General features: G+C 45.8%; 23 protein-coding genes. 13 read left to right on the top strand and 10 right to left on the bottom strand.

The annotated features are described in order from the left end of the window. Positions 1-15: 15 nt before the first annotated feature. Together QMA41_RS09945 and QMA41_RS09950 are read right to left on the bottom strand one after the other, a co-directional pair. Positions 16-939 carry a LysR family transcriptional regulator gene (locus QMA41_RS09945; protein ID WP_281629531.1) on the bottom strand — a complete coding sequence of 308 codons (924 nt, stop codon included), beginning with the start codon at positions 937-939 and terminating at the stop codon, positions 16-18. A 15-nt stretch (positions 940-954) separates the two neighbouring features. Beyond that, a complete protein-coding gene (locus QMA41_RS09950; protein WP_021455281.1) occupies positions 955-1,446 on the bottom strand; it encodes a GNAT family N-acetyltransferase in 492 nt (163 codons plus the stop codon). Positions 1,447-1,770: 324 nt separating this feature from the next. Here QMA41_RS09950 and QMA41_RS09955 point away from each other — a divergent pair, with 324 nt between their 5' ends. After that, a complete protein-coding gene (locus QMA41_RS09955) occupies positions 1,771-4,647 on the top strand; it encodes an alkaline phosphatase family protein (RefSeq protein ID WP_281629532.1) in 2,877 nt (958 codons plus the stop codon). Positions 4,648-4,714: 67 nt separating this feature from the next. Here the strand turns inward: QMA41_RS09955 and QMA41_RS09960 are convergent, their stop codons facing one another. Then, complete coding sequence (locus QMA41_RS09960; protein WP_006961819.1) at positions 4,715-5,071, bottom strand: YibL family ribosome-associated protein; 357 nt, start codon at positions 5,069-5,071, stop codon at positions 4,715-4,717. Between the two features lie 73 nt (positions 5,072-5,144). After that, positions 5,145-5,783 carry a CatB-related O-acetyltransferase gene (locus QMA41_RS09965; protein ID WP_281629533.1) on the bottom strand — a complete coding sequence of 213 codons (639 nt, stop codon included), beginning with the start codon at positions 5,781-5,783 and terminating at the stop codon, positions 5,145-5,147. Positions 5,784-6,040: 257 nt separating this feature from the next. On the opposite strand from QMA41_RS09965, the gene QMA41_RS09970 reads away from it, so the two are divergent. The 3 genes from QMA41_RS09970 (at position 6,041) to QMA41_RS09980 (ending at position 9,111) form a co-directional block, all read left to right on the top strand. Next, the gene (locus QMA41_RS09970; protein WP_281629738.1) at positions 6,041-6,790 is read left to right on the top strand and encodes a DUF4344 domain-containing metallopeptidase; all 750 of its coding nucleotides are present in this window, start codon (positions 6,041-6,043) and stop codon (positions 6,788-6,790) included. A 38-nt stretch (positions 6,791-6,828) separates the two neighbouring features. Beyond that, complete coding sequence (locus QMA41_RS09975) at positions 6,829-7,215, top strand: DUF393 domain-containing protein (RefSeq protein WP_043009765.1); 387 nt, start codon at positions 6,829-6,831, stop codon at positions 7,213-7,215. Positions 7,216-7,449: 234 nt separating this feature from the next. Further along, on the top strand, positions 7,450-9,111 hold the full coding sequence (locus QMA41_RS09980) for a methyl-accepting chemotaxis protein (RefSeq protein ID WP_006961823.1): 1,662 nt from the start codon (positions 7,450-7,452) through the stop codon (positions 9,109-9,111). Between the two features lie 43 nt (positions 9,112-9,154). Here the strand turns inward: QMA41_RS09980 and QMA41_RS09985 are convergent, their stop codons facing one another. Further along, positions 9,155-10,072: a helix-turn-helix domain-containing protein gene (locus tag QMA41_RS09985; protein WP_095663423.1), complete on the bottom strand. Its 918-nt coding sequence runs from the start codon at positions 10,070-10,072 to the stop codon at positions 9,155-9,157. A gap of 106 nt (positions 10,073-10,178) precedes the next feature. Here QMA41_RS09985 and QMA41_RS09990 point away from each other — a divergent pair, with 106 nt between their 5' ends. The 3 genes from QMA41_RS09990 (at position 10,179) to QMA41_RS10000 (ending at position 14,285) form a co-directional block, all read left to right on the top strand. Beyond that, positions 10,179-10,697 carry a cysteine hydrolase family protein gene (locus QMA41_RS09990; protein WP_281629534.1) on the top strand — a complete coding sequence of 173 codons (519 nt, stop codon included), beginning with the start codon at positions 10,179-10,181 and terminating at the stop codon, positions 10,695-10,697. 344 nt (positions 10,698-11,041) lie between these two features. Then, positions 11,042-12,622, top strand: coding sequence for a S8 family peptidase (locus QMA41_RS09995; RefSeq protein ID WP_281629535.1), 1,581 nt, complete (start codon positions 11,042-11,044; stop codon positions 12,620-12,622). Between the two features lie 232 nt (positions 12,623-12,854). Continuing rightward, positions 12,855-14,285: an amidohydrolase gene (locus QMA41_RS10000; RefSeq protein WP_281629536.1), complete on the top strand. Its 1,431-nt coding sequence runs from the start codon at positions 12,855-12,857 to the stop codon at positions 14,283-14,285. Between the two features lie 60 nt (positions 14,286-14,345). On the opposite strand, the gene QMA41_RS10005 is transcribed toward QMA41_RS10000, so the two are convergent. Continuing rightward, complete coding sequence (locus tag QMA41_RS10005) at positions 14,346-15,251, bottom strand: AraC family transcriptional regulator (RefSeq protein ID WP_043009759.1); 906 nt, start codon at positions 15,249-15,251, stop codon at positions 14,346-14,348. 190 nt (positions 15,252-15,441) lie between these two features. Here QMA41_RS10005 and QMA41_RS10010 point away from each other — a divergent pair, with 190 nt between their 5' ends. From QMA41_RS10010 to QMA41_RS10020, 3 genes are all read left to right on the top strand, one after another. Continuing rightward, positions 15,442-16,416: an alpha/beta fold hydrolase gene (locus QMA41_RS10010; protein WP_281629537.1), complete on the top strand. Its 975-nt coding sequence runs from the start codon at positions 15,442-15,444 to the stop codon at positions 16,414-16,416. An 11-nt stretch (positions 16,417-16,427) separates the two neighbouring features. After that, entirely contained in the window at positions 16,428-16,979 is a 552-nt protein-coding gene (locus QMA41_RS10015) for a nuclear transport factor 2 family protein (protein WP_281629538.1), read from the top strand. A gap of 291 nt (positions 16,980-17,270) precedes the next feature. Next, positions 17,271-17,918 (top strand): hypothetical protein, encoded by a 648-nt coding sequence (locus QMA41_RS10020; RefSeq protein ID WP_281629539.1) that lies wholly within the window; start codon positions 17,271-17,273, stop codon positions 17,916-17,918. Positions 17,919-17,967: 49 nt separating this feature from the next. On the opposite strand, the gene QMA41_RS10025 is transcribed toward QMA41_RS10020, so the two are convergent. Together QMA41_RS10025 and QMA41_RS10030 are read right to left on the bottom strand one after the other, a co-directional pair. Continuing rightward, positions 17,968-19,197, bottom strand: coding sequence for a DUF6596 domain-containing protein (locus QMA41_RS10025; protein ID WP_281629540.1), 1,230 nt, complete (start codon positions 19,195-19,197; stop codon positions 17,968-17,970). A 3-nt stretch (positions 19,198-19,200) separates the two neighbouring features. Next, a complete protein-coding gene (locus QMA41_RS10030) occupies positions 19,201-19,560 on the bottom strand; it encodes a YciI family protein (protein WP_006961833.1) in 360 nt (119 codons plus the stop codon). 263 nt (positions 19,561-19,823) lie between these two features. Between QMA41_RS10030 and QMA41_RS10035 the strand changes: the two genes are divergently transcribed. Beyond that, the gene (locus QMA41_RS10035; RefSeq protein ID WP_281629541.1) at positions 19,824-20,417 is read left to right on the top strand and encodes a helix-turn-helix transcriptional regulator; all 594 of its coding nucleotides are present in this window, start codon (positions 19,824-19,826) and stop codon (positions 20,415-20,417) included. Between the two features lie 59 nt (positions 20,418-20,476). Here QMA41_RS10035 and QMA41_RS10040 read toward each other — a convergent pair whose 3' ends face one another. Further along, the gene (locus QMA41_RS10040; RefSeq protein WP_281629542.1) at positions 20,477-20,872 is read right to left on the bottom strand and encodes a hypothetical protein; all 396 of its coding nucleotides are present in this window, start codon (positions 20,870-20,872) and stop codon (positions 20,477-20,479) included. A 166-nt stretch (positions 20,873-21,038) separates the two neighbouring features. Here QMA41_RS10040 and QMA41_RS10045 point away from each other — a divergent pair, with 166 nt between their 5' ends. After that, the gene (locus QMA41_RS10045) at positions 21,039-21,254 is read left to right on the top strand and encodes a TIGR02450 family Trp-rich protein (protein WP_095571157.1); all 216 of its coding nucleotides are present in this window, start codon (positions 21,039-21,041) and stop codon (positions 21,252-21,254) included. A gap of 86 nt (positions 21,255-21,340) precedes the next feature. Here the strand turns inward: QMA41_RS10045 and QMA41_RS10050 are convergent, their stop codons facing one another. After that, a complete protein-coding gene (locus tag QMA41_RS10050) occupies positions 21,341-21,814 on the bottom strand; it encodes a peroxiredoxin (RefSeq protein ID WP_281629739.1) in 474 nt (157 codons plus the stop codon). A 388-nt stretch (positions 21,815-22,202) separates the two neighbouring features. Here QMA41_RS10050 and QMA41_RS10055 point away from each other — a divergent pair, with 388 nt between their 5' ends. Beyond that, a complete protein-coding gene (locus QMA41_RS10055; RefSeq protein ID WP_043009752.1) occupies positions 22,203-22,934 on the top strand; it encodes a GntR family transcriptional regulator in 732 nt (243 codons plus the stop codon). Positions 22,935-22,946 lie beyond the last annotated feature (12 nt).

Here is a 22,946-nt window from a genome sequence, read left to right on the forward strand (position 1 = left end):
ACTATCAGGGCTTTTTTACATCAACTCAACGCCAGAAGCATACATCAGCTTCAAATGCTGCTGTAATGCCGCAAAGCTCTGCTCCCGAAACCATCGATGGGCAGGATCTTTTTGATGCCGACTGTGCCACAGCAGATAGTAGCTATGCTTGGGCAAATCGAAGGGCAGTGGTTTTACAACGTAGTCAAACCGATTTGAAAAATACCCCGCCAGATGTAAAGGCGCGGTAACCAACGCGTCACTCTGACAGACTAATTCCATTGCCGCTGTAAACGATGGCACTCTAGCGATCACCTTACGGTGAACCTTGCGCTGTTCAAACTTCTCACCCACATACTGACGCATCTCTCGCATACCATGCACCATCACATGGGAAGCACTAAAATAATCATCCATTTCAAGGCTGGCGTCAGCCAGTGAATGATTACCAGACATAAGTACGACATATTCGTCTTCAAGCAATTTTTTGCCGTAGATATTCTCAGGAAAGTAGTCGAGTGTGCTCGCCAGTACATCAATCGGGCTGTCACCGAGAACGCTAACATGCTGATCTTGCCACAGCTCTCCATTTACCCCTGCGTTTGGGGCCAATCTAAGCAGTTCGGAAGACACCAGAGGCACACTCGATTCAGACAAAAATGCCGTGTAGGCCAGTCTGAACTCTCGCTGACAAGCATGAGGTGAAAATGCTTCCACCGCATAAAGCTCATCTAATGACCCAATCAACTCAGGCAGTTGAGCGAGTAACTGCTGGCCTTTGGCACTGACCACAAACTGTTTGCCTTCCCTAATCAAAATCGGGTCATCAAAGGCCGTCCGTATCTGGCTCAAGGTTCGGCTCATCGCTGACTGAGTGACGTTGAGCTGCAGTGCAGCCTCGGTCAAGCTACGAGTTTGGAGCAGCACCAGCAATGGGCGCAGCAGTTTGTAGTTATTCATATCACCTTCTTAGAATCACAAAGATTTAAGCATCCAAACATCGCAGCCATTGTGCAAGGTACCCTCAAGAGGCGCAGTGAGGTGTTCGAATTCCAAGCTTTCATAGAGTCGCACCGCCGCAGACATATTGGACAAAGTGTCCAGATAGCAACGTTCAAAACCTTGTTGCTTAGCAAACTCTAAACAGGCCAACGACAAGGTTTTACCCAAGCCAAGCCCTCTACTCTCTTTAAGTAAAAAGAGCTTCTTCAATTCGCACGTTTGCTCATCTTGCCCAAAAGGCGCAACACCACAACCGCCAACCACCTTGTCATCTAAGAGCGCCACTAAGTACAAGCTACGGTTCTGCTCGTGATAATGCTGACTCATATTGTCGACCTCAGCATCAGACGGCCCAAACCCTTCTCCCACAGCACCATACTCTTTGCCGACCTGCTTGATTATCTGGCAGATCGCTGCGTCGTGTTGCGCTGTGATAGGCACTATACGAAGGTTTTCTTGGCTCATAGTCATCTCTCTTCAATATCATCTTGGACAGCTAATAAGGTAAAGCCAATCAAGAATGAATTAAAATCACTTTAAATCATTTCAATCATGATAAAAAATCATCATTTAAAGTTTGGTACTCCCTTCTCATCCCTTAGGGTTTACATTGTAAATTCATCTAATGTGCAACTTTACTCGCTAGGAATAAATATCTGACAGCTACGACAACTGGAACCAAGTCACATTCTGACGCTATAAACTCGAAGCTTTGGTCAGCCCGTTCTTGCACTCTCCTATAAGCCTGCCAGAATGAAAATCATCAGTATAATGAATGAGATATAAACAATGGCTTGGTTGAGAAAACGGCTTCTTCCTGTTGCAATTGTGGCAGCACTTACCCCTTTGAGTTCCGCTTACGCAGATATCGGCGATACCCCAGTGATCGGTGGGCTATTTAACTCAACAGAAGTACTGAAAAATCAAATCACCTCGTCATTGTCCTACTCGACACGTTTTGCTCGCGATATGACCCTGTTTACCATTGGCGGTCTCACTCTAGAAACCTACCTACTGACATTACCACTTGATGCAAGCACGAAAAGCCGGGTCATGACACAGCTCGCCGACCCGACGTATTCCATTCCTCTCGGCTATTTTCTTTATCAGTTCTACGATCGCTACACAGGAATCAGCAGTGACGATGAATTTAAAGCCTACCTGCAAACTGTGTATGACAAACAAGCTCTGAAAAGCTTTGAACACTCGCTCTTTGCTCTGGAGGAGAAAGCCAAAAAAGAGCCTAAACAACACGCTAAAGACCAGGCTCACCACGAAGGCATCCAAATTAATGGTCAGTTTATGGCAGCCATGGTGACCGTATATGACGCTTTGGTTCAGATTGGCGAATGGCAAGATATGGACCGCCTGCCTGAGCAATACACATATCTGACCAAGTCACCTGAGGATTTAGCACTGGTCGCCAAAATTCAACCTATCGTGGTTGGCATCATGCAACAAGCCGCCTCGGGGATGGAAGAGAGCGACATGAAACAGGCCATACTCGGCATTGTGGCCGATGGTGCAGCCGACAGAGCCAGCGAACCGAATAACAAAGCACAAGCGTTAACCATTACCTTAATTGATTTTGTGCGTCTCAATGTGCTGAAAGCCTATCGTCAGTTTGTCTATCAGGATGAGAGACAAGAACGCCTCAATGACTGGCTACAAAACGCGTTTGATGATCACCCTCAACAAGCAATTGAGTTTCTAGAGTCACAGCAGAACCGCCGCTTTGCTGTTCAGATAACGGTCGACGGGTTGCAACAAGGGTTAATCGAAGGGTTGGTTGATCCAGATAAACCTTTCCTTTCCCACGCTTACCAGCAACATACCAAGAGTACTGAGCTCGACAGCCCTGCCGCAACAAGCAGCCCAGAGCACGTTCAATCCATGCGTTTTCTTCAGGTTCTATCAGAACAAACGTATCGTGACCCATATTACTTACCATTCTTCAAGCGACTTTACCAAAATCATACCGACTCCATTGCTCGGGTAGGTATCTCTTCCACACCGACGATTAGCGTAAGAAACCTGCCTATCATCAAAACAGGGGCAAAAGTCTCTGGCGAACAAGGAACAGGAATCCCGAATTTCCACTTTGTCGACCGAAACGAAGACAGAGCCTATTACTTCTTTGGTAATGATGCCCTTCAACTTGATCGCTTAATGCAGGCCAATCAGGTTCAGACGATGTTTGACCGACTGATTCACTTGAAAACGCTTAACTGTAACGCCCAATATGACTGGAATGCTCACACCAGTTACGACGGTCTGGTTAACCTTGGCGCAGGCGAAGCACTACGTGACTTTGGTGAGAAACGTTGTTTGAGAGAGCTGAATGAAAGAGCCGAAGTGGAAAACGTGCTAACGAAGCAGCGTCAGTCCCTCATCGATAACATTCAAAGTTATCAAGAGATACCGCTATGGGACTTCTACACCAAGCTGACCCGAAAATGGAAAATTGAACAGGACATCACTACTTATGCAGAGCTTGATGGACAAGGGATGCCAGATTATGCCCTGATTTACAATCCGTGGCCGGATCACTTTGCCCACTTTGTTGGTCCTTTTAGCGATGAAATCATTATGCCAACAGGTGAACTCAACCGCCTCGATTACTGGATACGTCAAATTGAACAAGCGTACAAGGACGCCAGCATTTACCAGCAGACACTCTGGGGAATGGCGGGGGACCATGGTTTATCTCCGGTCTACTACACCTTAAATCCGGAGAAAGCGATCTTTGAGCCACTTTCGGAATCACTCGACTACCCTCTAGTGATCAAGAAAATCTCATCTGATGAAGGCGAAGGACCAAAGATCACCAATGCATTAAATTATCCGAGTAACCAAGGTGTTGATGTGGTGGTAGCCTCTACCGCTGGCGGTAACTTCATGATGGATATGTTTAATTCGCAATCGGGTTGGCAAACACAACCTGTCTATTCGGAGCTGACCAACTGGACACCAGTCAATGCACCACAAGGGGAAAAGCTGGACATCATTGCCGAGTCAGTAGAAAAGCTTTCAGATAGTCTCGACTACCTGGTCGTCAGAGAATCAACCTGCGATGAGACAGAGTGTCAGGTACGTTTGGTCGCTCAGCGTGACGGCAAACGAATCGATGAGCTCATCATCAAACAAGGAGAGCGCTATCTCTACAAAGCCAATAGCAAAACAGCGTTACTGGAAGTCAACAAACTCAACCCTTATCTGCCTTCACCAAATCAAGAAAAGCTTGAGACGTTTGCTCAGTTGGTCAATCAATGTGTCAACCGAGCAGACATCGACAACCCACAAAGCTGGTGTGATGAAATGCAATGGCGTGAACTGACTCAGTTTACGCCTAGGCCTGATTCAGTGGTACAACTCGCTAAGCTTTACGCCGAACCGCGAGCAGGTACAGTGAATTTGTTCCCTCGGGAAGGCATTGGCTACAATACGAAAGTTCCGGGCCGTCACGCAGGCGAAAGCTATTTGGAGAAGGACGCCTTTATCGGATTTTGGGGCGCTCCAATTGGCAAACAAGCTACGCCACTGAGTAGTGAGGAGAACGGCTCTCTGGCTCCGACTCTGTATCAATACCTGACCGGAGATGACGTCAAAGCCGGAGAAAATGGCTGGGGATATCCATCATTGCTTAGCAAACTCGATATTCACTAAGCCTCCTTCAATAACAGAAAGCAATAACAAAAAAGCGCCTTACGGCGCTTTTTCAGCTATCTGGAAATCAGAATTTTTTCGGTGCGTAACCTGTCATGACTTCAAGTCTCAGCTCTTTACCCAGCTTAGTCATTGGGTGAACCACGATTAGACCTTTGACTGACCTTTTCAGCTTACCCATGTCTGCTTGTTCTTCTTTAGTAATTGCACGTGAGAACGGCATGTCAATCAAGCTCTTACGCTCTTTATTCATGTCGTATTTCTGTTTGCTTTTCATCACGTGAATTTTTTTGCTTAGCTTATCTGCTTCATCAGTGAACTTAGTCACCATTTCCTGATCACCACGAGATTTCGCCGCATCCAGCTTACGCTGACACTTGTCCAGACGATTGTGAAGGTTTTGAAGTTCTTGCTTAGTACTCATGGTATTGATCTCATTGAAACAGAAAAGGGCGGCGAGTGTAGCACAAGCTGACTCGCTGCCCTAATTTTAGTCGTTAGACATGTTTTTGGTCGTAATCTTTCATGGCTTTTTCGAGCAATTCGAAGTCTGGTTGAGTCAGAAACTTACGCATGGCAGCAAATTTCTCTTCAGGCCACTGGTAAATTTCCAGTGCCACCAGCTTCTCTATCAGCTCAGGGGCAAAACGATGTTTAACCAATCTGGCTGGATTTCCGCCGACAATCGAGTATGGTTCCACATCTTTGGTCACCACACTGTTGGCCGCGACCATCGCACCTTCACCTATGGTCACGCCCGGCATGATCATGGCACGCATGCCTATCCATACTCCGTCATGAATGACGGTATCGCCTTTACCTTGATAAGAGTGTTCAACCTCTTCCATAAACGGGTAGAGACAAAACCAGTCCGTTCTATGGTTGTGATTTCCACCCATCAAAATAACGGCTTCTGCTGCGATGCAAACATAGTCGCCGATATAGAGCTGATCAATATCCCATCTCGGCTGCCATTGCTTACTGATTTCGTCACCATGCAAATAGCGGACGACGGACTGTTCAAAACCGTTATCCCAACAATCGCTGTAGTAGCTGTGAGTCCCTTTGATATGAATGTTTTTGTTCTGCACCACTTGATGCAGTAACTGAAATGTCGACCAATGTTTTTGTGGCATGACAAAATCCTCAATATTTAATTCAGATTTGCCACGGAACGAATTTCGTGGCGTTGCTTAGACGTTCAGCTAAACAACGCTTATTGGATGCGTGGCTGCTTAAGCAGCGGGATGATTTTCATGGTCAGGTCTCCTTTCGAGGCGCAACTTTACGCGAAAAGGCGGTTTTTATGTCAATATTGAGTCAGCATATTAAATATACAGATAGATTGAGTTTGCCTATGTTTAAACACCTTTTCCCGCTGGCAATTGTTGCTATGACGACAGCGATCACGCCGGCGGCATATGCCGCTGAGAAGAACATTCAGATCCAATACCTGCCTCCCGCTAACCAAGCCGAAGAGCAAATGAAAGCAGACATTGAAACAAGCGGAGTCAACGATACCGTAATAGAGTTGTCAGATACGCTGTTCCCGTTTAACAAGACGCTAACGATTCAATATGGTAGCGAAGACGGGCCACTTTATGACCCAGAAAAGCACACGGTGCATATGCCTTATCACTTCTATCAAGAGGCACTGGATTACTTTATCAAGAACAAGTACGACGAAAAGTACGGTAAAGAGGCCAAACTTGGGGCTATGGACACCGTTTTACACACTCTGCTCCACGAAGCAGGGCATGCATATATCGCCGATCAAAACATTCCTATTCTCGGTAAAGAAGAAGATGCGGTGGACAATCTTGCTGCGATTTTAATGATCGAATATTTAGACGATGGTGATGAAGCCGCTATCAGCGCTGCTGATATGTTTGCTTTTGAGTCAGATGACAGGCCAGATTACTACGACTTTGGTGAATACATCGACGAGCACAGCTTTGACTTGCAACGCTACTTCTCAACTTTATGTTTGGTTTACGGCAGTAACCCTGAAAAGCACAGCAACTTGCTGGATGAAGTAGAAAATGATTACTTGGCTGATCGAAAAGATTTTTGTGTTTTCCAGTACCAGTCGCTCAGCGATAACTGGCACACTTATCTAAAAGAGCCTGAGGCTGATCAATGAAGTCGCGTATACGTAGAAGATGAAAAAAGGATAAACCTATGACTCAACTTACGATTTTCTACGATGGCACCTGCCCACTGTGTGTGAAAGAAATGGAACGCCTTGCACACTACGACAACCAGCAGCATTTGAAGCTGGTTGATATTCACTCCGAAAACTTCCTCAATTATCCTGAGATTGACGCCAAACATGCGACTAAAATTCTTCACGCATTGGATAACAACGGGACGCTTCTGCTTGGTTTAGATGTGACTTATCTCGCATGGAAACTGGTCGGAAAAGGCTGGTTGTACGCTCCATTACGTTGGAAGCTCATCCGTCCAGTTGCAGATTGGTGCTATCTCAGATTTGCAAACAACCGATATACCATTTCTAAGCTGCTGACTGGAAAGCGAAAATGCGATTCCGGTCAATGTTTCCGATAAAATAGGACTAATGTCTAACATCGAACACGAATTAACCTATCAAGATTCACAGTCCTACGTCGATAAATTGGCTAGTCTTATAAAATAAACGTTTGGAACAATGCCCTTCTTTTGCTCACAAACTCGAGCAGAAGAAGAACGCGTGAACCAAATTAATAACAACAGGCGTTTCATACCAGAAGCAGCTCTGACAATGTAAAAACGCCAAAGACCTTTCAAAGACAGGATGTTTGTATGAGTCTAACTATTCGAAGTCGCCTGTACATTTTGGCGCTTGTTCCTTTACTGGTAATTGCACTGGGCATGCTTGGTTTTACTTACGTAAAAACCAGTGAACTCAATGACCAACAAATCGATGTTACCCGCACTAACATGATGAACATGAAGAAAGCGGAACTGAGAAACTACCTTCAAATGGCAAAATCTGCCGTCCAACCTTTTCTTGATAGAGGCGCCAGCCTAGAAGAAGCCTACCCAACCCTAAAGACTTTAGAATACGGTAAGACAGGTTATGTGTTTGGCTACGACTCTAAAGGTATACGAAGAGTCCAAGGTCAAAGTAGCAAAGGGATTGGCGACAGTTTCTGGAACCTACAGGACAAACAAGGCAATTACTTAATCCAAGATCTGATACGTAACGCCAAAACAGGTGAATTCACCACATACTACTTCCCGAAACCGGGAGAAACCGAAGCATTACCTAAGCTGAGTTACTCTATATTTATTCCTGAATGGGATTTGATGCTAGGTACTGGTTTCTATACCGACGACATCGATGCCATTGTGGCTGAAATGGAAAATGCGACGACGGAAGCGCTACAGGAAACCCTCTCTGCCATCATTTTGTTCTGTATCGTGATCGCTGGTATCGTTGCAGCCTTTGCTGTGGCTGTTAACCGAACCATTCTTAAGCCATTAGAAATGTTCGATGCTTCGATCAGTTCTTTTGCCAGCGGCGATGCGGACTTGACCGCCCGTATGGAAGATTTCAAAGCGCCAGAATTCTCCCAACTCAGCAAAAACTTCAATGCTTTTGTCGCTAGTCTGCAAACCATCATTCGAAGCGTCAGTGATGTAGGTCAGCAAGTTGTTTCCGAGACCAGTGACATGACGGGTCGCGCAGCGAAAGTAGATGAGTTGGCCTCAGGTCAACGTCAAGAGACTGAGCAAGTAGCAACCGCGATGACCGAGATGACCACAACAGCATCTGAAATCTCGAACAATGCCAGCCAAGCGGCGCATTCTGCCAAAGAAGCTGATGACAATGCCAAAGAAGCACAAGGCATCGTCAATTCTGCCGCCCAATCGGTGGAAGCGCTTGCCGAAGAAGTCTCTCAGGCGAATGGCGTTATTTCTCGTCTTGAAGGTGATGTGCAAAACATTTCTTCCTCTTTGGAAGTGATTCAAGACATCGCAGAACAAACTAATCTGCTGGCACTGAACGCAGCCATTGAGGCCGCTCGTGCTGGTGAGCAGGGTCGTGGATTTGCAGTTGTTGCCGATGAAGTTCGTAAACTGGCGAGTCGTACCCAAGACAGTACTGGTGAGATTCATCAGATGATTGAACAATTAAAAGCTGCATCGGACGACGCGGTAAGAGCCATGGAATCAAGCCAGAAGCGTGGTGCCAGCACGGTAGCAGAAGCCAATGCTGCTGCTCAGGCGCTGATTCAGATTCAGGAATCCATCGGCACCATCATGGATATGAACTCCCTAATCGCAACCGCGACCGAAGAGCAAAGCTTGGTAGGCCAGGAAATTTCACAGCGCATAGTGGTGATTTCTGACCAGAGCTCTCAATCAGCTGAACTGGCCAACGAAAACCGTTCAGGTAGCCAAGAGCTGAATCAACGCGCCAATGAGCTGTACGAATTGGTAGACAGATTTAAGGTGTAAGCTTCCAGCTCCCAGAAGCCCGCAATCATTGCGGGCTTTTTATTTATCGTCTAAAGCGCCGACGAAACTCCCCCGGGGTCAGCCCCATTATCTGACTGAATACCTTGCGACATGCACTCGCGTTTTCATACCCTACCTGGTGGCTTATCCACTCAAAAGAATGAGTTGAACCTTCCAGGTAGTCACAAGCCTTCTGCACCCGTACTCGCTGCAAATACTGGTTTGGATTCATGCCTGTGGCTTTCATAAATCGACGCTGAAAAGTTCTTTCGGTCAAGTTTGCTTCAACAGCCAATTGTTTTACCGACACTGTCCGAGAAAAGCAGGCACTGATTCTGTGCTGAATTTCAACAATTGCAATATCACCATGAGAGAATGATGGCGTGAATTGCTGATAAAACCTCTGTTCTCTTGGCGCAGTATCGATGACCAACATCTTACCCAGCTGTCGCATGATTTGTGGTGAAGCATACCTGGATACCAACTCCAGTCCGAGATCCAACCAAGACATCATGCCACCAGCTGTAATCACATCACCATGATCAATTAAAATTTGATTTATCTCCATGGGCTGCGATGGGTACTGTGACTTAAAGGTCTCAGCTAGCCCCCAATGGGTAGTCAGAGCCCTTTGTCCACCAATCCCTGACGCCGCCAAGATAAACGCGCCAGCACACGCCGACGCAATCACACTGCCACGTCGGTGTTGCTCAACCAGCCATTCGAGTACTGGTGCTTCTGGTTTTCGGTAGAACTGATCGTCAATGCTGGGCGGGAGTAGCACGACATCAAATTGCTTGGGAGGCATATTACACGCGTCAATAATGTGCGCTTTGAACTCCGTCTCAAGTTCACTCTCACGGCATGCTCGGTTGGCTAACTGAAAAAGCTCTTCAAAACCAAATACGGCCGATTTGAGAGCAAAAGGATAGTTAAATACGGCAATATTAATCTTAGGCATACAATGTCGTTTTTAGCATTATTTGTGTCATTTTAGACTCTAAAAAGCCAAAAAATAAAGCGCCATAATGACTCTACTTTGAACGATACCAAACAGGAGAGGCAAAATGAGCCAGAAAGCACTACTCGTCATCGATCTACAAAATGACTACTTTCCAAACGGGAAATTCCCTCTTTGGAACACAGAGAACACGTTAACCAATATCAAAGCGGCGATTAAAAAAGCCCAACAGAAACAGATTCCTGTGATTCACATTCAGCATATTGCAGACCCTGATATGGGTATCGCACCCTTTTTCAACAAAGGTAGTACAGGTGCAGATATCCACTCAGAGATCCTCGCGAGCGCACCGGAAGGGGATATTGTCGTTAAATCTTTCGCAGACAGCTTTGAACAAACAGAGCTAGACAATGTGCTCAAAAAGCATGGGGTAACTGATTTGATTGTTTGCGGCATGATGACGCAAAACTGCGTGACTCACACTGCGATTTCCAAAGCAGCAGAGCAATATGAAGTATCTGTGCTGGCCGATTGTTGCACCACTACCGATGAAATGATTCATAACATCGCCCTTCATGCCATCTCTACACGTGTTCCGTTGATAAACACTGAGCAACTGATTTAAGCCTCAGTAAGGCCTCTTGTCTAACAGGGGCCTTCTGCAAACCCTTCATTCAAAATAAATCACTATTGCCTTAGCACGTAGATTCCACCGCATAGAGCAAAAGCTCTCATTTATGATTCTTATCCCACGATTCAAGAAATAGTAATAAGTCAATTTCAATAATCTTATAAACCACGCGCAGATTTATAGACTAACTAAAACAACAATATGCAACATATTGAATATATGCATAGTGTGAATTCTGTAGTCAGGTTCTCTTTGAACCACGAGAACCCACCTGACATGCTTGATGTTTGTAGTAGGCCATGTTCAACAATCTCTTTTACTATTCAAAGGAAGACAGTATGTTTAAGAAATTATTAAGTTGTTGTATCGCCTCGACTCTTTCAGTGATCTCAACCTCGGGGCTTGCGCAACAGAACGAAGGAGGAGCCATTGCATCTGAGGATCAAATGCTTGCGCCTTTAATGACGGCGTCGGCAGAATCTGCGATTAAAAATCAATACATCGTTGTGCTAAAACAGCCATTAACGATGAGCAACGACCAACAAGCCCTTCAGCAGTTTACGCAGCAAACCGTTTCTGGTTTAGCTAGCCAACACGCCTTTAAGATCGACAAAGTTTATGACCGTTCGTTAAGTGGTTTTGTCGCTACTCTTTCGGCTGAACAACTAAAAGCACTTCGTGCAGATCAACAAGTTGACTTCATTGAGCAAGACCAAATCATATCACTTGATCCTGTCGTCTCCGCCAACGCGACTCAGACTAACCCAGTTTGGGGATTAGATCGAATCGATCAACGTGATTTGCCACTCAGCAACAGCTACACCTACAACTACGATGGTTCAGGTGTGACCGCTTACGTTATCGATACTGGTGTAACAAACACTCACGTTGAGTTCGGTGGCCGCGCAAGATCAGGTTATGACTTCGTCGATAACGATAGTGACGCAACCGACTGTAACGGTCATGGTACCCACGTAGCGGGTACCATTGGTGGCTCACAATATGGTGTGGCGAAAAACGTCAATATCGTAGGTGTACGTGTACTAAGTTGTAGCGGTTCAGGTACAACTTCAGGCGTCATTGGCGGTGTTGATTGGGTAGCAGCAAACGCTTCTGGCCCATCAGTAGCCAACATGAGCTTGGGTGGTGGCGTTTCGACAGCTCTTGATCAAGCGGTCGCCAGCGCGGTTCAATCAGGCATCAGCTTTATGCTCGCAGCAGGTAACTCCAACGCTGACGCTTGTAACTCCTCACCAGCTCGCGAGTCTAGCGGTGTGACGGTAGGCTCAACAACCAGCAGCGATAGCCGCTCAAGCTTCTCTAACTGGGGGAGCTGTGTTGACGTATTTGCGCCGGGCTCAGATATCAAATCGGCTTGGTACGATGGCGGATACCGCACCATCAGTGGTACATCCATGGCAACGCCACACGTAGCTGGTGTCGCGGCTCTGTATCTACAAGAAAACAGCTCACTGTCACCTGCTCAAGTATCAACGCTGATCAGCGAACGCGCGAGCGCAAACAAAGTCAGTGATACTAAAGGTACTGTGAACAAGCTGCTATACAGCCAAACCGACAGTGGCTGTGACCCTGATTGTGGCACGCCTTCTCCAGATGGTGAACTCACCAACGGCACACCTGTGACTGGTATCAGCGGCAGCCGCGGTGAACAGAAGCACTACTACATCGACGTGACTGCTGGCCAGACACTAACTGTAAGCACTAGCGGTGGTTCAGGTGATGCCGATCTTTATGTTCGCTTTGGCGCCAAACCAACGACTAGCTCTTGGGACTGCCGCCCATATCGCTACGGCAACACTGAGACATGCACAGTGTCTAGCACCCAAAATGGTCGCTACTACGTGATGCTTAATGGCTACACTAGCTTTAGCGGTGTCAGCGTTCAGGCTAGCTACTAACTCTCCCACTTTTCCTTAAACAATAATGCCAGTCCGCATTTGCCGACTGGCATTTTTTGATACTAAACACAGACAAACTTCTTTCTTCACGTCATGATACTTTACTCAATTCGGTAACTGCACTGACCTAAAACTGTCATATTTCGGTGTTAGGCTGGCGCGCTTTTTATATACAGATAATTTTTCTCTTGCTATCGATACGTTTCGAAAACCAAGAGGCTTCAGGGCATCCATGAAAAAGCAAACTCTCTCCATTGCTATAGCAGCAACATTCCTCTCTGGTTGTGCTCAACTTGCACCAGAAAACCAAGTCGATCTGATGATCACCAACGGTCAAGTTCTGACCATTAACGCCGACATGGACGTGATCGACAATGGTGTCGTTGTCGTTAAAGATGACACCATTGTCGCGATTGGTGGGCAGGAACTGCAAGATCAGTATCACGCTAAACAAACTATCGATGCTGATGATGGCATCGTATTACCCGGCTTTATCAACGCCCACAACCATTTGCCAATGATTGCCTTTCGCGGCCTTGGCGAAGAAGGGATTTCCAACCGCCTGTTTGCCTACTTTTTCCCTCTAGAGGGCGAAAAGCTCAGCCGAGAGCTGATTTATAACGCCACAAAACTCGGCACTATCGATCTCGCTCAAAGTGGCGTAACGACCTACGCGGACATGTATTACCACATGGATGAGATGGCCAAAGCGACTAAAGAAGTGGGGCTGCGCGCGGTACTAGGTGAGACCGTGATAAAGTTTCCCGTCGTTGATGCCAAAGAGCCCTATGGTGGCATTGAATACGCGGAACACTTTATCGATACATACAAAAACGATCCACTGATCACTCCAGCTTACGCACCTCACGCCGTTTACACAGTCAGCAAAGAAAAGCTGCAACAAATCAATCAGCTGTCAAAGCAACATGATGTGCCTGTGCTTATCCATGTTGCCGAGTTCCCGAATGAGCAGGAGCGCATCAAAGAGGAGCACAACGCCAAGTCTCCGGTTGATTACCTGGCACAGATTGGCGCACTGGATGAACGTACCGTTCTGGCTCACGCCATCCACCTCTCAGAAAAAGATCAACAACTGATCAAACAGGCTGATGCAGGTGTGTCATACAACCCAATGGCCAACGCCAAAGGTGCAACAGGTATTGCCCCAGCATGGGAAATGTATCGATCTGGTATACGTATGGGGCTGGGTACAGACGGGCCAATGAGTTCCAATCAAGTCGATCTCTGGCGTACGCTCAGCTATTCCGCCAACATGCAAAGACTGAAGCATAACGACCGTACCATCATGATTCCTCAGCAAACTATAGAGCTGGCTACCATCGGCGGCGCAAGAGCCCTGCATATGGAAGACCAGATCGGTTCATTGGAGAAAGGTAAAAAAGCGGACATTATTATTGTAGAAACACAGTCTGCGAACATGATGCCAAACTATGACCCGTACGCGACCTTGGTATACCAAGCTAACCCAAGCAATGTTTCAACTACCATCGTCAACGGACAGGTCGTCATGCATGAACGTGAAATGGAAACCGTGCAGTTGGACGACATTCGCCAGAGCGTTGAAGCCTTCGAAGCCGATATCAGTGAATTTGCTAAAGAGCTGGCCAAGAAAGCGATTAAATCTAAAAGTCTGATGGATTAATCAGGTTTAGAGGAGGGCCTCTATACGAAAAGGCCCTCTTTCCAATCTCTAATTCGTCTATTAGTTTTCATTCTGTTTTACGAATTGCCCTGGCGTCATGCCGAAATGATTTTTGAACGCACGCGTAAAATGAGACTGATCATTAAACCCAAGCTCGTGTGCCGTTAACGCAATATTCGCTGAACCTAACGAAAGTACCAATCGTGCTTGCTCCAAACGCTTGTTCATCAAGTATTGATAAGGCGTTACCCCGATGAGCTTTTTAAACTCCCTCAGAAAGTAAAACTTGCTGCAGCCGAGCAAGTCGGCGAGATCATCAACCGCGATGTTGTTGCCGATGTTTTCTTCAATGTACTGGTCAATCTTATCGACTTGGTGTTGGTCGAACTTAGAGGCAGCAAGCTGGTTGTTCTTTAGATCAAAGTAGTTGGAATAGTTTTGAATGTAGTGAGTTGCCAGCAACGAGATCAAGTTATTGAGGTAGGTTTTACCATTTCGCCCTTTGGCTTTTGCTTCCAACATAAACAATTCAATGATGCCTTTGATGGTTTCATCTAACACATTGTAGTTGTTCAAAAATTGCAGCTCAATCCCGTCTAAATTTAATGGGCAGTGTGAGAAAAACTCCTGTTCTTCAATCGCTAAGATAACGAAATAACAAGGCTCAGCTACATCGTGGGTAAATGGGGTTTTAGGCGGGTTAATCCAAATGTTGCCCGGGCTGGTTTTCAGGTCGGCGAACGTGCCATCCTTTTCGACGCTCCAATTCAAATCTTTTTCTAGCGCCAGCGCAAAGTAGAAGTATGGGGTGTAGACATTCTTTGGGTAGAAGTAAGGAGACGATCCTTTTTCTACCAACACGCCGAGCCAATCTAATCCATGGTTTGAAAACTCAATATCCAGCACATCGCCGCAACCTGATAGCTCACTAGATTCAGAGTCATAAAACTTTAGCTCGGACTTCATTTTCTTCCCTTAGTTATCTTCCACTTGCTAGCTGAAACTAGCTGAGTTTTGCACATTTCGTCAACTTATTGAGGGGCAAGAAAATACAAAAACTCAGGCAGGAATGTTCAATCTTCTCTCGCGCTGCAGCGCTAATCTATACCCAAGTTAGCCGCATAGCACAGGCAATGCACCAGACAGAGAGGATGCCATGTTTAAGAAATCGCTTTTACTACTATTGAGTAGTTTACCGTTCGCCACTTTTGCTCACTCAGTTTCTGCAAATGATGACAACACGAACCTAGCTTTAGAGGAGACCACCATGAAACACATCGAACTTAATACTCAAGTAGGTCAACTTGCTGCAAACCTTTACCTACCAAAAGACGCGAAAGATGCTCCAGTTGTGATTGTGACTGGCGCATGGACAACGGTGAAAGAGCAGATGCCAGCGGTTTACGCTCAAGCACTTGCAGAGCGAGGCTACGCAGCACTGACGTTTGATTTTCGTGGATGGGGGGAAAGTAAAGACCCAGTGATGTATTTAGAAGATCCTGCACGTAAAACGGCAGACATCCGCGCAGTAATTGATGTGGTGAGTCAATTGGACGGTGTTGATGCATCACGCATCGCTGGTTTGGGTATCTGTGCGTCAGCAGGCTACATGCTAGATGCGGTGACAGGTAACGACAAAGTAAAAGCTGCAGCCGTGGTTGCTCCTTGGCTGCACGACAAAGCGATGGCGACAGAAATTTATGGCGGTGAAGAAAGTGCTAGAAACTTACTTGCATTAGCGGCAGAAGCAGCTCGCTCAACAACGCCGGTTTACATTGAAGCGGCAAGCACGACCGATGAGCATGCATTGATGTTCCAAGCGCCTTACTACACAGAGACAGACCGTGGATTGATTCCTGAGTATGACAACCAATACAACGTTGCATCTTGGACAGGATGGTTAAATTACGACGCTCAAGCAAGCGCAGCAACACAAGATAAACCGGTACTTATGGTGGCATCTGAAGCGATGGCTCTGCCTGCTGGAGCTCACCGTTACCTTAAAAATGCTGGCAGCAATATTGACGCAGTATGGCTATCCGACATAAACCAATTCGACTTCTACGACCAACCAGAAGCGGTACAGCTAGCTGTCGATGAAGTTATTAAGCACTTCGAAGCGAATCTATAAGGGAGCGCGTAATGAAACTAAAACAATACTTGTTACTGTTTATTGGAGTGATAACCATGAGTGTAAACGCCCAGACTATGACCTTAGATGAAGCTAAGATTCGCAGCAACATTAACAGTTTCTCAGCTTTGGCAGACCAAGGGGCATTTGAATACTTAGGTCGGTTATTCGCTCCCGAACTGAAGGTCGATTACACCAAGCTATTTGGCGGTGAGGCTCAACAAGTCAAACGCCAAGATTTGATGCAACAGTGGGCGGGATTCCTGCCGGGTTTTGACGCCACTTTCCATGACTTAAGCAATCTGAACGTCTTTATTAATGGTGATAAGGCGAATGCAACAGTCGACTTCACCGCAAGCCACTGGTCAGGTGAAGAAGGTTTCTGGTCCGTTTCGGGGGAATACGAGTTTGGTTTGCAACGAGCAGGTGATAATTGGCAAATCACTTCAGTAAAGCTAAATCGAAAAGCAGAGCAAGGCAGCCGAGATGTGTTAGCAGAAGCGCCTAAGCATGCAGCACAAAACTTAAAAACACGTGAAGCGCTAAAAGTGACATACCAATAACCACACTAGAGCGTCAAAAAGGCACCAACTGGTGCCTTTTTAATAATTAACTAAACTTCGATTCTCGGGTAACGCATTGCGCCACATGGTCCTTACCTTCCTTCAAGCCCCCTCACTTCAACAAACAAAACATACTTAAAGCAACCAAACACAATCAATTAGATAGTCATTTCCATCATTTTACTAGGCATAACAAACATTTATTACGTCAACTGCACCGCACATCTTGCTAGAAAAATTAAACCGTGGAGAATACTGTTATTATCTTATTGTCCTAGTAAAGTAGCACCTATGAGACGTCACTCTAATCCCGTAGTACCAACAACAACGCAAAAACCAAACAGAGAGCTAGCAGCAAGTCAACAGTTACAAAGAATTACTGACTCAAAGTACACTCCAGCCGACTATGATCGTTGGCAAAAGCGGTGCGATGAGCAGAGTGAAGCAGCCGCAAAGACAAAGCGTCTAGTCGCTTTTTTACATATAGGAACTAGGTCTGTACACAGAAATACAGCCAATATTGTGGCTGAATTTGATAAGGACGGAAATCTTAAACCAAATAGCGAAGAAGCACTTAAAGGGCTTATCGATGGCAATAAAGATTATGTGATAGGTTTTTCTGGTCACTCAATTCCTATAAAAAATGGCACGCCAAATAAGTATACCTATACGAAAGAAGTTAACGGGAAAATGGCTGGCAAAGTCGATACAGCTGGAGCTATGAGAAGTATTTCTGACTGCTTAAAAGTTAAAGGTTCTAGCATTGTAGGTTTGGTGGACGGGCATTGTTTTTCAAAAACAAGAAGCCTTAGTACAATGCTAAAAGGCTTGGAGCATGAGCTGGATGCGAGTCGTATACACAGCACTACAAAGAAAACAACTGCCGAAGAATCGCGAATGGAGGGCCTGAAAATGGTGATGAAGCTTAATAAACGGTAATCGATTTGGTTATCTTTGAAGCGTTAAAACAGGTTAAGTAAACCACACGTCAATGTGCCAGTTCTCGTAATCTAAACTCTAAAAACTTACGTGTCCCCGCACTTGGGGCCTTCTCAATCGCCAGTTTATAAAAAATGATCGCCTCTGCATTTTGCCCTAGCTTACTCAGAATATGCGCCCGCGCTGCATACCAAGGTTGGTAATCTTTAAGGTCCTCTTTAAATTCATCCAGCTTCTTGAGTGCAAGTTCTGCGCAATCAAGCTCTGCCATCACGACTGCCCAGTTCAAGGCGACAACCGGAGTAGGCTCGAATCGCCATAGCGATTGATAAAGCAGAGACATCTGAACCCAATCAGGATTGGGCTTCATCATGTGGCAGTCTGCAATTGCTGCCTTAATCTGAAAAGACCCAGGTTGCTTTCTTTCGACAGCATTAGAAAGGATGTGGTGAGCCTCATCAATATTGTTTTGCTGCCATAGCGCAGCGTCCTGTTCTTCGACAGGCACCATGACTCCATCTACATTTATTCGAGCTGCGCTTCTCGCATCGGTTAGTAACATTAACGCCAGTGCGCCTTCTATTTCCGGCTCATGCGGTCGCAGCTTAGTGAGAAGCCTGGCTAAGAAGATCCCCTCTTGGCATAGGGTACGCGGGCACTCCTCTTCCAAGACATAGCCAGTTGTGAATATCAAATAGATGGTTGTTAGCACTGTCTCCAGCCTGTCATGCCATCTGTCTGCCTCGGGGAGAGAGAACCGAATTCCTTTGGCTTTAATCTTTGTCTTGGCGCGATACAATCGTTGCCCCATGGTTTGCTCGCTATCAAGAAAAGCGGCGGCGATTTCCTTGGTCGTTAAATTACAGACCGTACGCAGGGTCAAAGCAATACGCGACTTTTCTTCCAAGGCTGGATGACAGCAGGTAAAGATAAGACGTAGACGTTCGTCCGGAATGGTCTCGGGAACATCAAGCTCTTTACCACCGGTGAAAGTGTCAGCAAGGCCCTCCACTTTACGTTGCTCTCGCTGAACTCGACGAAGATGGTCTATACCTTTGTTCAAACCAACTCTAAGCAGCCAAGCTTCTGGATTATGAGGTGGACCAGATCGAACCCAGTGTTTCAATGCCGCCATCGATGCTTCCTGTAGGGCATCCTCTGCTAATTGAAAGTCATTAAGACGCGAAATAAGCCCCGCCAAAAGCCGCCCTCTGTCTTTACTTAAGACATCATTGATAACATGACTGATAGCAATAGCTTTTGAAGAGGCGTTATTCATACGTTAATCGGCTTCGTTATAATCCAATAGAGGGCGGACTTCGACGGTGCCGAACTTAGCCACCGGGATGATTTCTGCGCATCGCAGTGCAGCGTCCAAATCGGGAACGTCAACAATATAATACCCACCCAAGTGTTCACGTGTTTCCGCAAAGGGGCCATCCATGGTTTCCACCTTACCGGACTTAATCCGCAGTGAAGTTGCCGTTTCAACCTCCTGTAGCCCTTCGCCGCCAACAAGCACCCCATCCTTTTCAAATGTCTCACTGGTAAGGGCAAAGTCTTCCATCATCTTGTCAAATTCAGGGGTGCCAAACGCTGGTTCTTGATCTGGTGCAGCATAAAGCAAAAGCATGTATTTCATTTTAGGTTTCCTTCTGGTTTGTTGTTTCAAACTCAAGGACGTTTTCACTTTGTTATTTTCGACACGTACTCAAATTTTTTTTCAACCTTGTGAATGTACCGCAGAACAAAAACTAGTTAGCTATCAATGGCAAGATTTGTGTTGGGTGTCGTTCAACCAGGCTGTATGTCACCCCTTTGGCGCATGACTGGCGTTAAACTGTCGTATAAGAAATGTTGAATTCATATATGCTTGAGTCTCAAACATTCGATGTTGGACGTGTAATGAAGGTTAATACTAAAAAAATATCAAATGAACGTAAATCTAGAGCATGGAGTCAACAACACTTAGCTGATGTAAGTGCATTAAGTTTAAGAACCATTCAAAGAGTTGAGAAAGAAGGCACAGCCTCACCCGAAACAGTCAAAGCACTAGCAGCTAGTTTTGAAATAGATGCCAATGAACTGCTAGTACAAGAAGAAAGCTCAGAAAATTCCATCGGCATAAGTTTCAAAACGAAACTCGCGGCGATGTGCTCTTCAATTATCGTTATTTTTGTCAGCGCTATATTGTTTTTTGTACAGCCCACAATGGCTTCAAGTATTGAAATTAGTGCAGATCAGATAGAAAGTTCTGATGAAAACAACGCTCAACTCTTTAGTGGCAATGTAGAAATATTTGTGCCTGAAGATTTGACGTTTGAAGTCGAGTCAGATGAACTTTGGGGGACAGAAGCCGCTTCCGTTGTAACAGGAAGCGTAAAGGTAATGCTAGAGGATGCGACATTAGTAGTAGGTGATGGTGTCCTTATCAAAGTCGACAAGGGTATAAAGATTACTACCGACTACGCGGAGCTTAGTCCTTTACCACTGGAGTAGAATACTGAAAACTATTATCCGATAGATAGCACTAGACACAGAACAAACGTTGCATTAATTCACTGACGGTAGTCTTCGGGCAGAAGAGCATCGCCTGAATGCTCAGCAAGATAACTAAGTGCGTCAATCACTCGGATAGGCGTTAACAAGTTGTCTTCATGACACGGGTCGAGTTCAAATGTAAGGTGAATTTGGTCTTGTTCAATTTTAAGAAACAGGTTCCCTTGAGGCGCTCTATCTTGTGTGAGAGCGAAAATACCGATACCAATGAAGTGCGAACTCTTCAGGTTTCTCGTTGGGTAGATATCACAATTCAACTTGTGGGCTAGCGCTATGAAATCGAGAAGTAAGTTGATCTGAACATCTGAGACGCTATCCAAGGCTTTGACATGCGGCGCTTTGCAGAAACGCTCTAAATAGCTAACCATCTCATCGATATCATTGTTAAATAGCATCGTGGCTCCTCCTCTCTGGAAAGCTTGCGATTGTACCTTTCACACACAGCATAACAAGGCGTTAGGTACTTCTGTCTAATTAAACGCGATGTGTCACTGAACTTATACCTTATCACCTGCGTAAAACCTGTTGTTTTTAATGCAATTAGATCGGTATGGCCTTGAGATGAATCGAATAAACCCAGCTAAATTACCTAACAGCAAATGGACAGCCTTAGAGCCTGTTAATCGAGAAAAGCATTTCTTAGTCTCTGAAGTCGAGTTTGACGAGGATGGTGTGGTCACCTCTTGTAAACTAGAGGCGGTGCTATCCAAAAAAGAATATCCCATCGACTGGCGAGACTTAAAACACCGAGAGAAATGGCTTCAAGGTTGGAAATGAATACCGCTTCCTCCTCCTTGATAAGCATTCTCACTGAAAAGGGTTCAGGATAGACTATCCTGAACCCTTGATGGCCTTAAAGCTTACTAAAGAGCCGCTAATATAGTCTCAGCCTTACTCGCCTCAAATTGCTTAGGTTCCTCAACATTTAACTGGGTCACCACACCGTTTTCGATAACCATGGCATAGCGCTGTGAACGAATACCACCGAAGATCGCCGTGTCCATTTCAAGTCCCAAAGCTTTTGTAAAGCTCGCATCACCATCAGCCAGCATCATAATTTCCGTGGCATTTTGCGCTTCTCCCCACGCTTGCATGACAAAAGCATCGTTGACTGAAACACACGCGATAACATCGATACCTTTTGCCTTAATGTCATCAGCAAGTACTACGTAACCAGGTAAATGAGCTTCTGAACAGGTTGGCGTAAATGCGCCTGGAACAGCAAAAAGCACCACTCGCTTGTTTGCAAAAAGCTCCTCTGTGTTATGGGTTACCATACCCTCCTCACCTAGTTCGCTAAGGGTTCCGGTTGGTATAGCTTGGCCTTTCTGAATCATGTCTGCATTCCTTGTTTTGTTTGCCTGAACAGTGTAGCCGCCAAAGCAATAAGGAACCACCCACACAAAGTCCGGGTATCGTCGGGGAACCGAATACACCGAACAATCCACTCCAGCCGATTCGTAACCTTGTTTGATGTCAGTGTTCCACGTGATATAGCTAGGTGTTGTGGTCGCGTTAATCATACCTCATTACTAGGTGGTTAGAATCTAAACTGCGCTGACCAAAACACTTTATTAACAATCACGCTAGAAAAATGGGTGGAGTTTTGCGCTTTATGTTTCACTTCTGTGCTCGCCCAGCTTGCCAATGCTAGCCACGTGTATACAAAGTGAAGTATCATTGTTTTATCAGGGAAATAAATAGGTTGAGGGTGACAAGCCGCCTATGGCAAATCTAAAAAATTCTGTGGCGAAAAACATTAAAACAAAAGTCGCCGGTCAAACGCAGGATGACGTGGTTTATTGCCACATCTTCGATGCGATACTTGAACAACGGTTGCCACCAGCGACCAAGCTGAATGAAGAAGCTTTAGCAGAGATCTTCAGCGTTAGTCGAACCATCATACGTCGAGCCTTGCTCCGACTGTCGATGGAACAGGTGGTCAGCATCAGACCAAACCGCGGTGCGATGGTGTCTGCACCGACCAAAGAAGAAGCAAAACAAATCATCAAAGCGCGTGAAGTCATGGAGCTTGCCATTATTGAGCTTGCCGTTGAACATGCCACCAGCGCGAAGATAGAAGAGTGCCGACGCTTGGTAGAAAAAGAAAACGAGGCTTTCGATAACGGTGATTACGGTAAAGGACTTCGACTATCTGGGGAGTTCCACATTAAGCTGGCTGAGATGGCAAACAACGCCCCATTGCTCGCATTCCAGAGAAGCTTAGTGTCGCAAACATCACTGCTGATTGCCCAGTATGAAACTGGCAACCATTCAAACTGCTCTCAGGACGAGCATACCCAGTTGCTAGATACGATTGAATCTGGCGATACTGAGCAAGCTATCAGCCTGATGGAAGAGCACTTATCTCATATCCGTTCCAAGCTAAACCTTGATAGTAATGCTGCTTCAAACGACCTACATGTCGTCTTTTCGGATCTATTGAAGAACAAATAATCAGCTGATTTT

Origin of the sequence: Vibrio sp. St2 (assembly GCF_947311885.1) — a bacterium.
Classification (GTDB): Bacteria; Pseudomonadota; Gammaproteobacteria; order Enterobacterales; family Vibrionaceae; genus Vibrio; species Vibrio coralliilyticus.

Bases quoted from the DNA above. Each gene is read 5' to 3' on its own strand.
- QMA41_RS10005 (WP_043009759.1), bottom strand. From the start codon at position 15,251: ATGAAGTCCGAGCTAAAGTTTTATGACTCTGAATCTAGTGAGCTATCA.
- QMA41_RS09990 (WP_281629534.1), top strand. From the start codon at position 10,179: ATGAGCCAGAAAGCACTACTCGTCATCGATCTACAAAATGACTACTTT.
- QMA41_RS09960 (WP_006961819.1), bottom strand. From the start codon at position 5,071: ATGAGTACTAAGCAAGAACTTCAAAACCTTCACAATCGTCTGGACAAG.
- QMA41_RS09945 (WP_281629531.1), bottom strand. From the start codon at position 939: ATGAATAACTACAAACTGCTGCGCCCATTGCTGGTGCTGCTCCAAACT.
- QMA41_RS10040 (WP_281629542.1), bottom strand. From the start codon at position 20,872: ATGCTATTTAACAATGATATCGATGAGATGGTTAGCTATTTAGAGCGT.
- QMA41_RS09995 (WP_281629535.1), top strand. From the start codon at position 11,042: ATGTTTAAGAAATTATTAAGTTGTTGTATCGCCTCGACTCTTTCAGTG.
- QMA41_RS10050 (WP_281629739.1), bottom strand. From the start codon at position 21,814: ATGATTCAGAAAGGCCAAGCTATACCAACCGGAACCCTTAGCGAACTA.
- QMA41_RS09970 (WP_281629738.1), top strand. From the start codon at position 6,041: ATGACGACAGCGATCACGCCGGCGGCATATGCCGCTGAGAAGAACATT.
- QMA41_RS10035 (WP_281629541.1), top strand. From the start codon at position 19,824: ATGAAGGTTAATACTAAAAAAATATCAAATGAACGTAAATCTAGAGCA.
- QMA41_RS09985 (WP_095663423.1), bottom strand. From the start codon at position 10,072: ATGCCTAAGATTAATATTGCCGTATTTAACTATCCTTTTGCTCTCAAA.
- QMA41_RS09965 (WP_281629533.1), bottom strand. From the start codon at position 5,783: ATGCCACAAAAACATTGGTCGACATTTCAGTTACTGCATCAAGTGGTG.
- QMA41_RS10020 (WP_281629539.1), top strand. From the start codon at position 17,271: ATGAGACGTCACTCTAATCCCGTAGTACCAACAACAACGCAAAAACCA.
- QMA41_RS10025 (WP_281629540.1), bottom strand. From the start codon at position 19,197: ATGAATAACGCCTCTTCAAAAGCTATTGCTATCAGTCATGTTATCAAT.
- QMA41_RS10000 (WP_281629536.1), top strand. From the start codon at position 12,855: ATGAAAAAGCAAACTCTCTCCATTGCTATAGCAGCAACATTCCTCTCT.
- QMA41_RS09980 (WP_006961823.1), top strand. From the start codon at position 7,450: ATGAGTCTAACTATTCGAAGTCGCCTGTACATTTTGGCGCTTGTTCCT.
- QMA41_RS09950 (WP_021455281.1), bottom strand. From the start codon at position 1,446: ATGAGCCAAGAAAACCTTCGTATAGTGCCTATCACAGCGCAACACGAC.
- QMA41_RS09955 (WP_281629532.1), top strand. From the start codon at position 1,771: ATGGCTTGGTTGAGAAAACGGCTTCTTCCTGTTGCAATTGTGGCAGCA.
- QMA41_RS10055 (WP_043009752.1), top strand. From the start codon at position 22,203: ATGGCAAATCTAAAAAATTCTGTGGCGAAAAACATTAAAACAAAAGTC.
- QMA41_RS10045 (WP_095571157.1), top strand. From the start codon at position 21,039: ATGAATCGAATAAACCCAGCTAAATTACCTAACAGCAAATGGACAGCC.
- QMA41_RS10010 (WP_281629537.1), top strand. From the start codon at position 15,442: ATGTTTAAGAAATCGCTTTTACTACTATTGAGTAGTTTACCGTTCGCC.
- QMA41_RS10015 (WP_281629538.1), top strand. From the start codon at position 16,428: ATGAAACTAAAACAATACTTGTTACTGTTTATTGGAGTGATAACCATG.
- QMA41_RS10030 (WP_006961833.1), bottom strand. From the start codon at position 19,560: ATGAAATACATGCTTTTGCTTTATGCTGCACCAGATCAAGAACCAGCG.
- QMA41_RS09975 (WP_043009765.1), top strand. From the start codon at position 6,829: ATGACTCAACTTACGATTTTCTACGATGGCACCTGCCCACTGTGTGTG.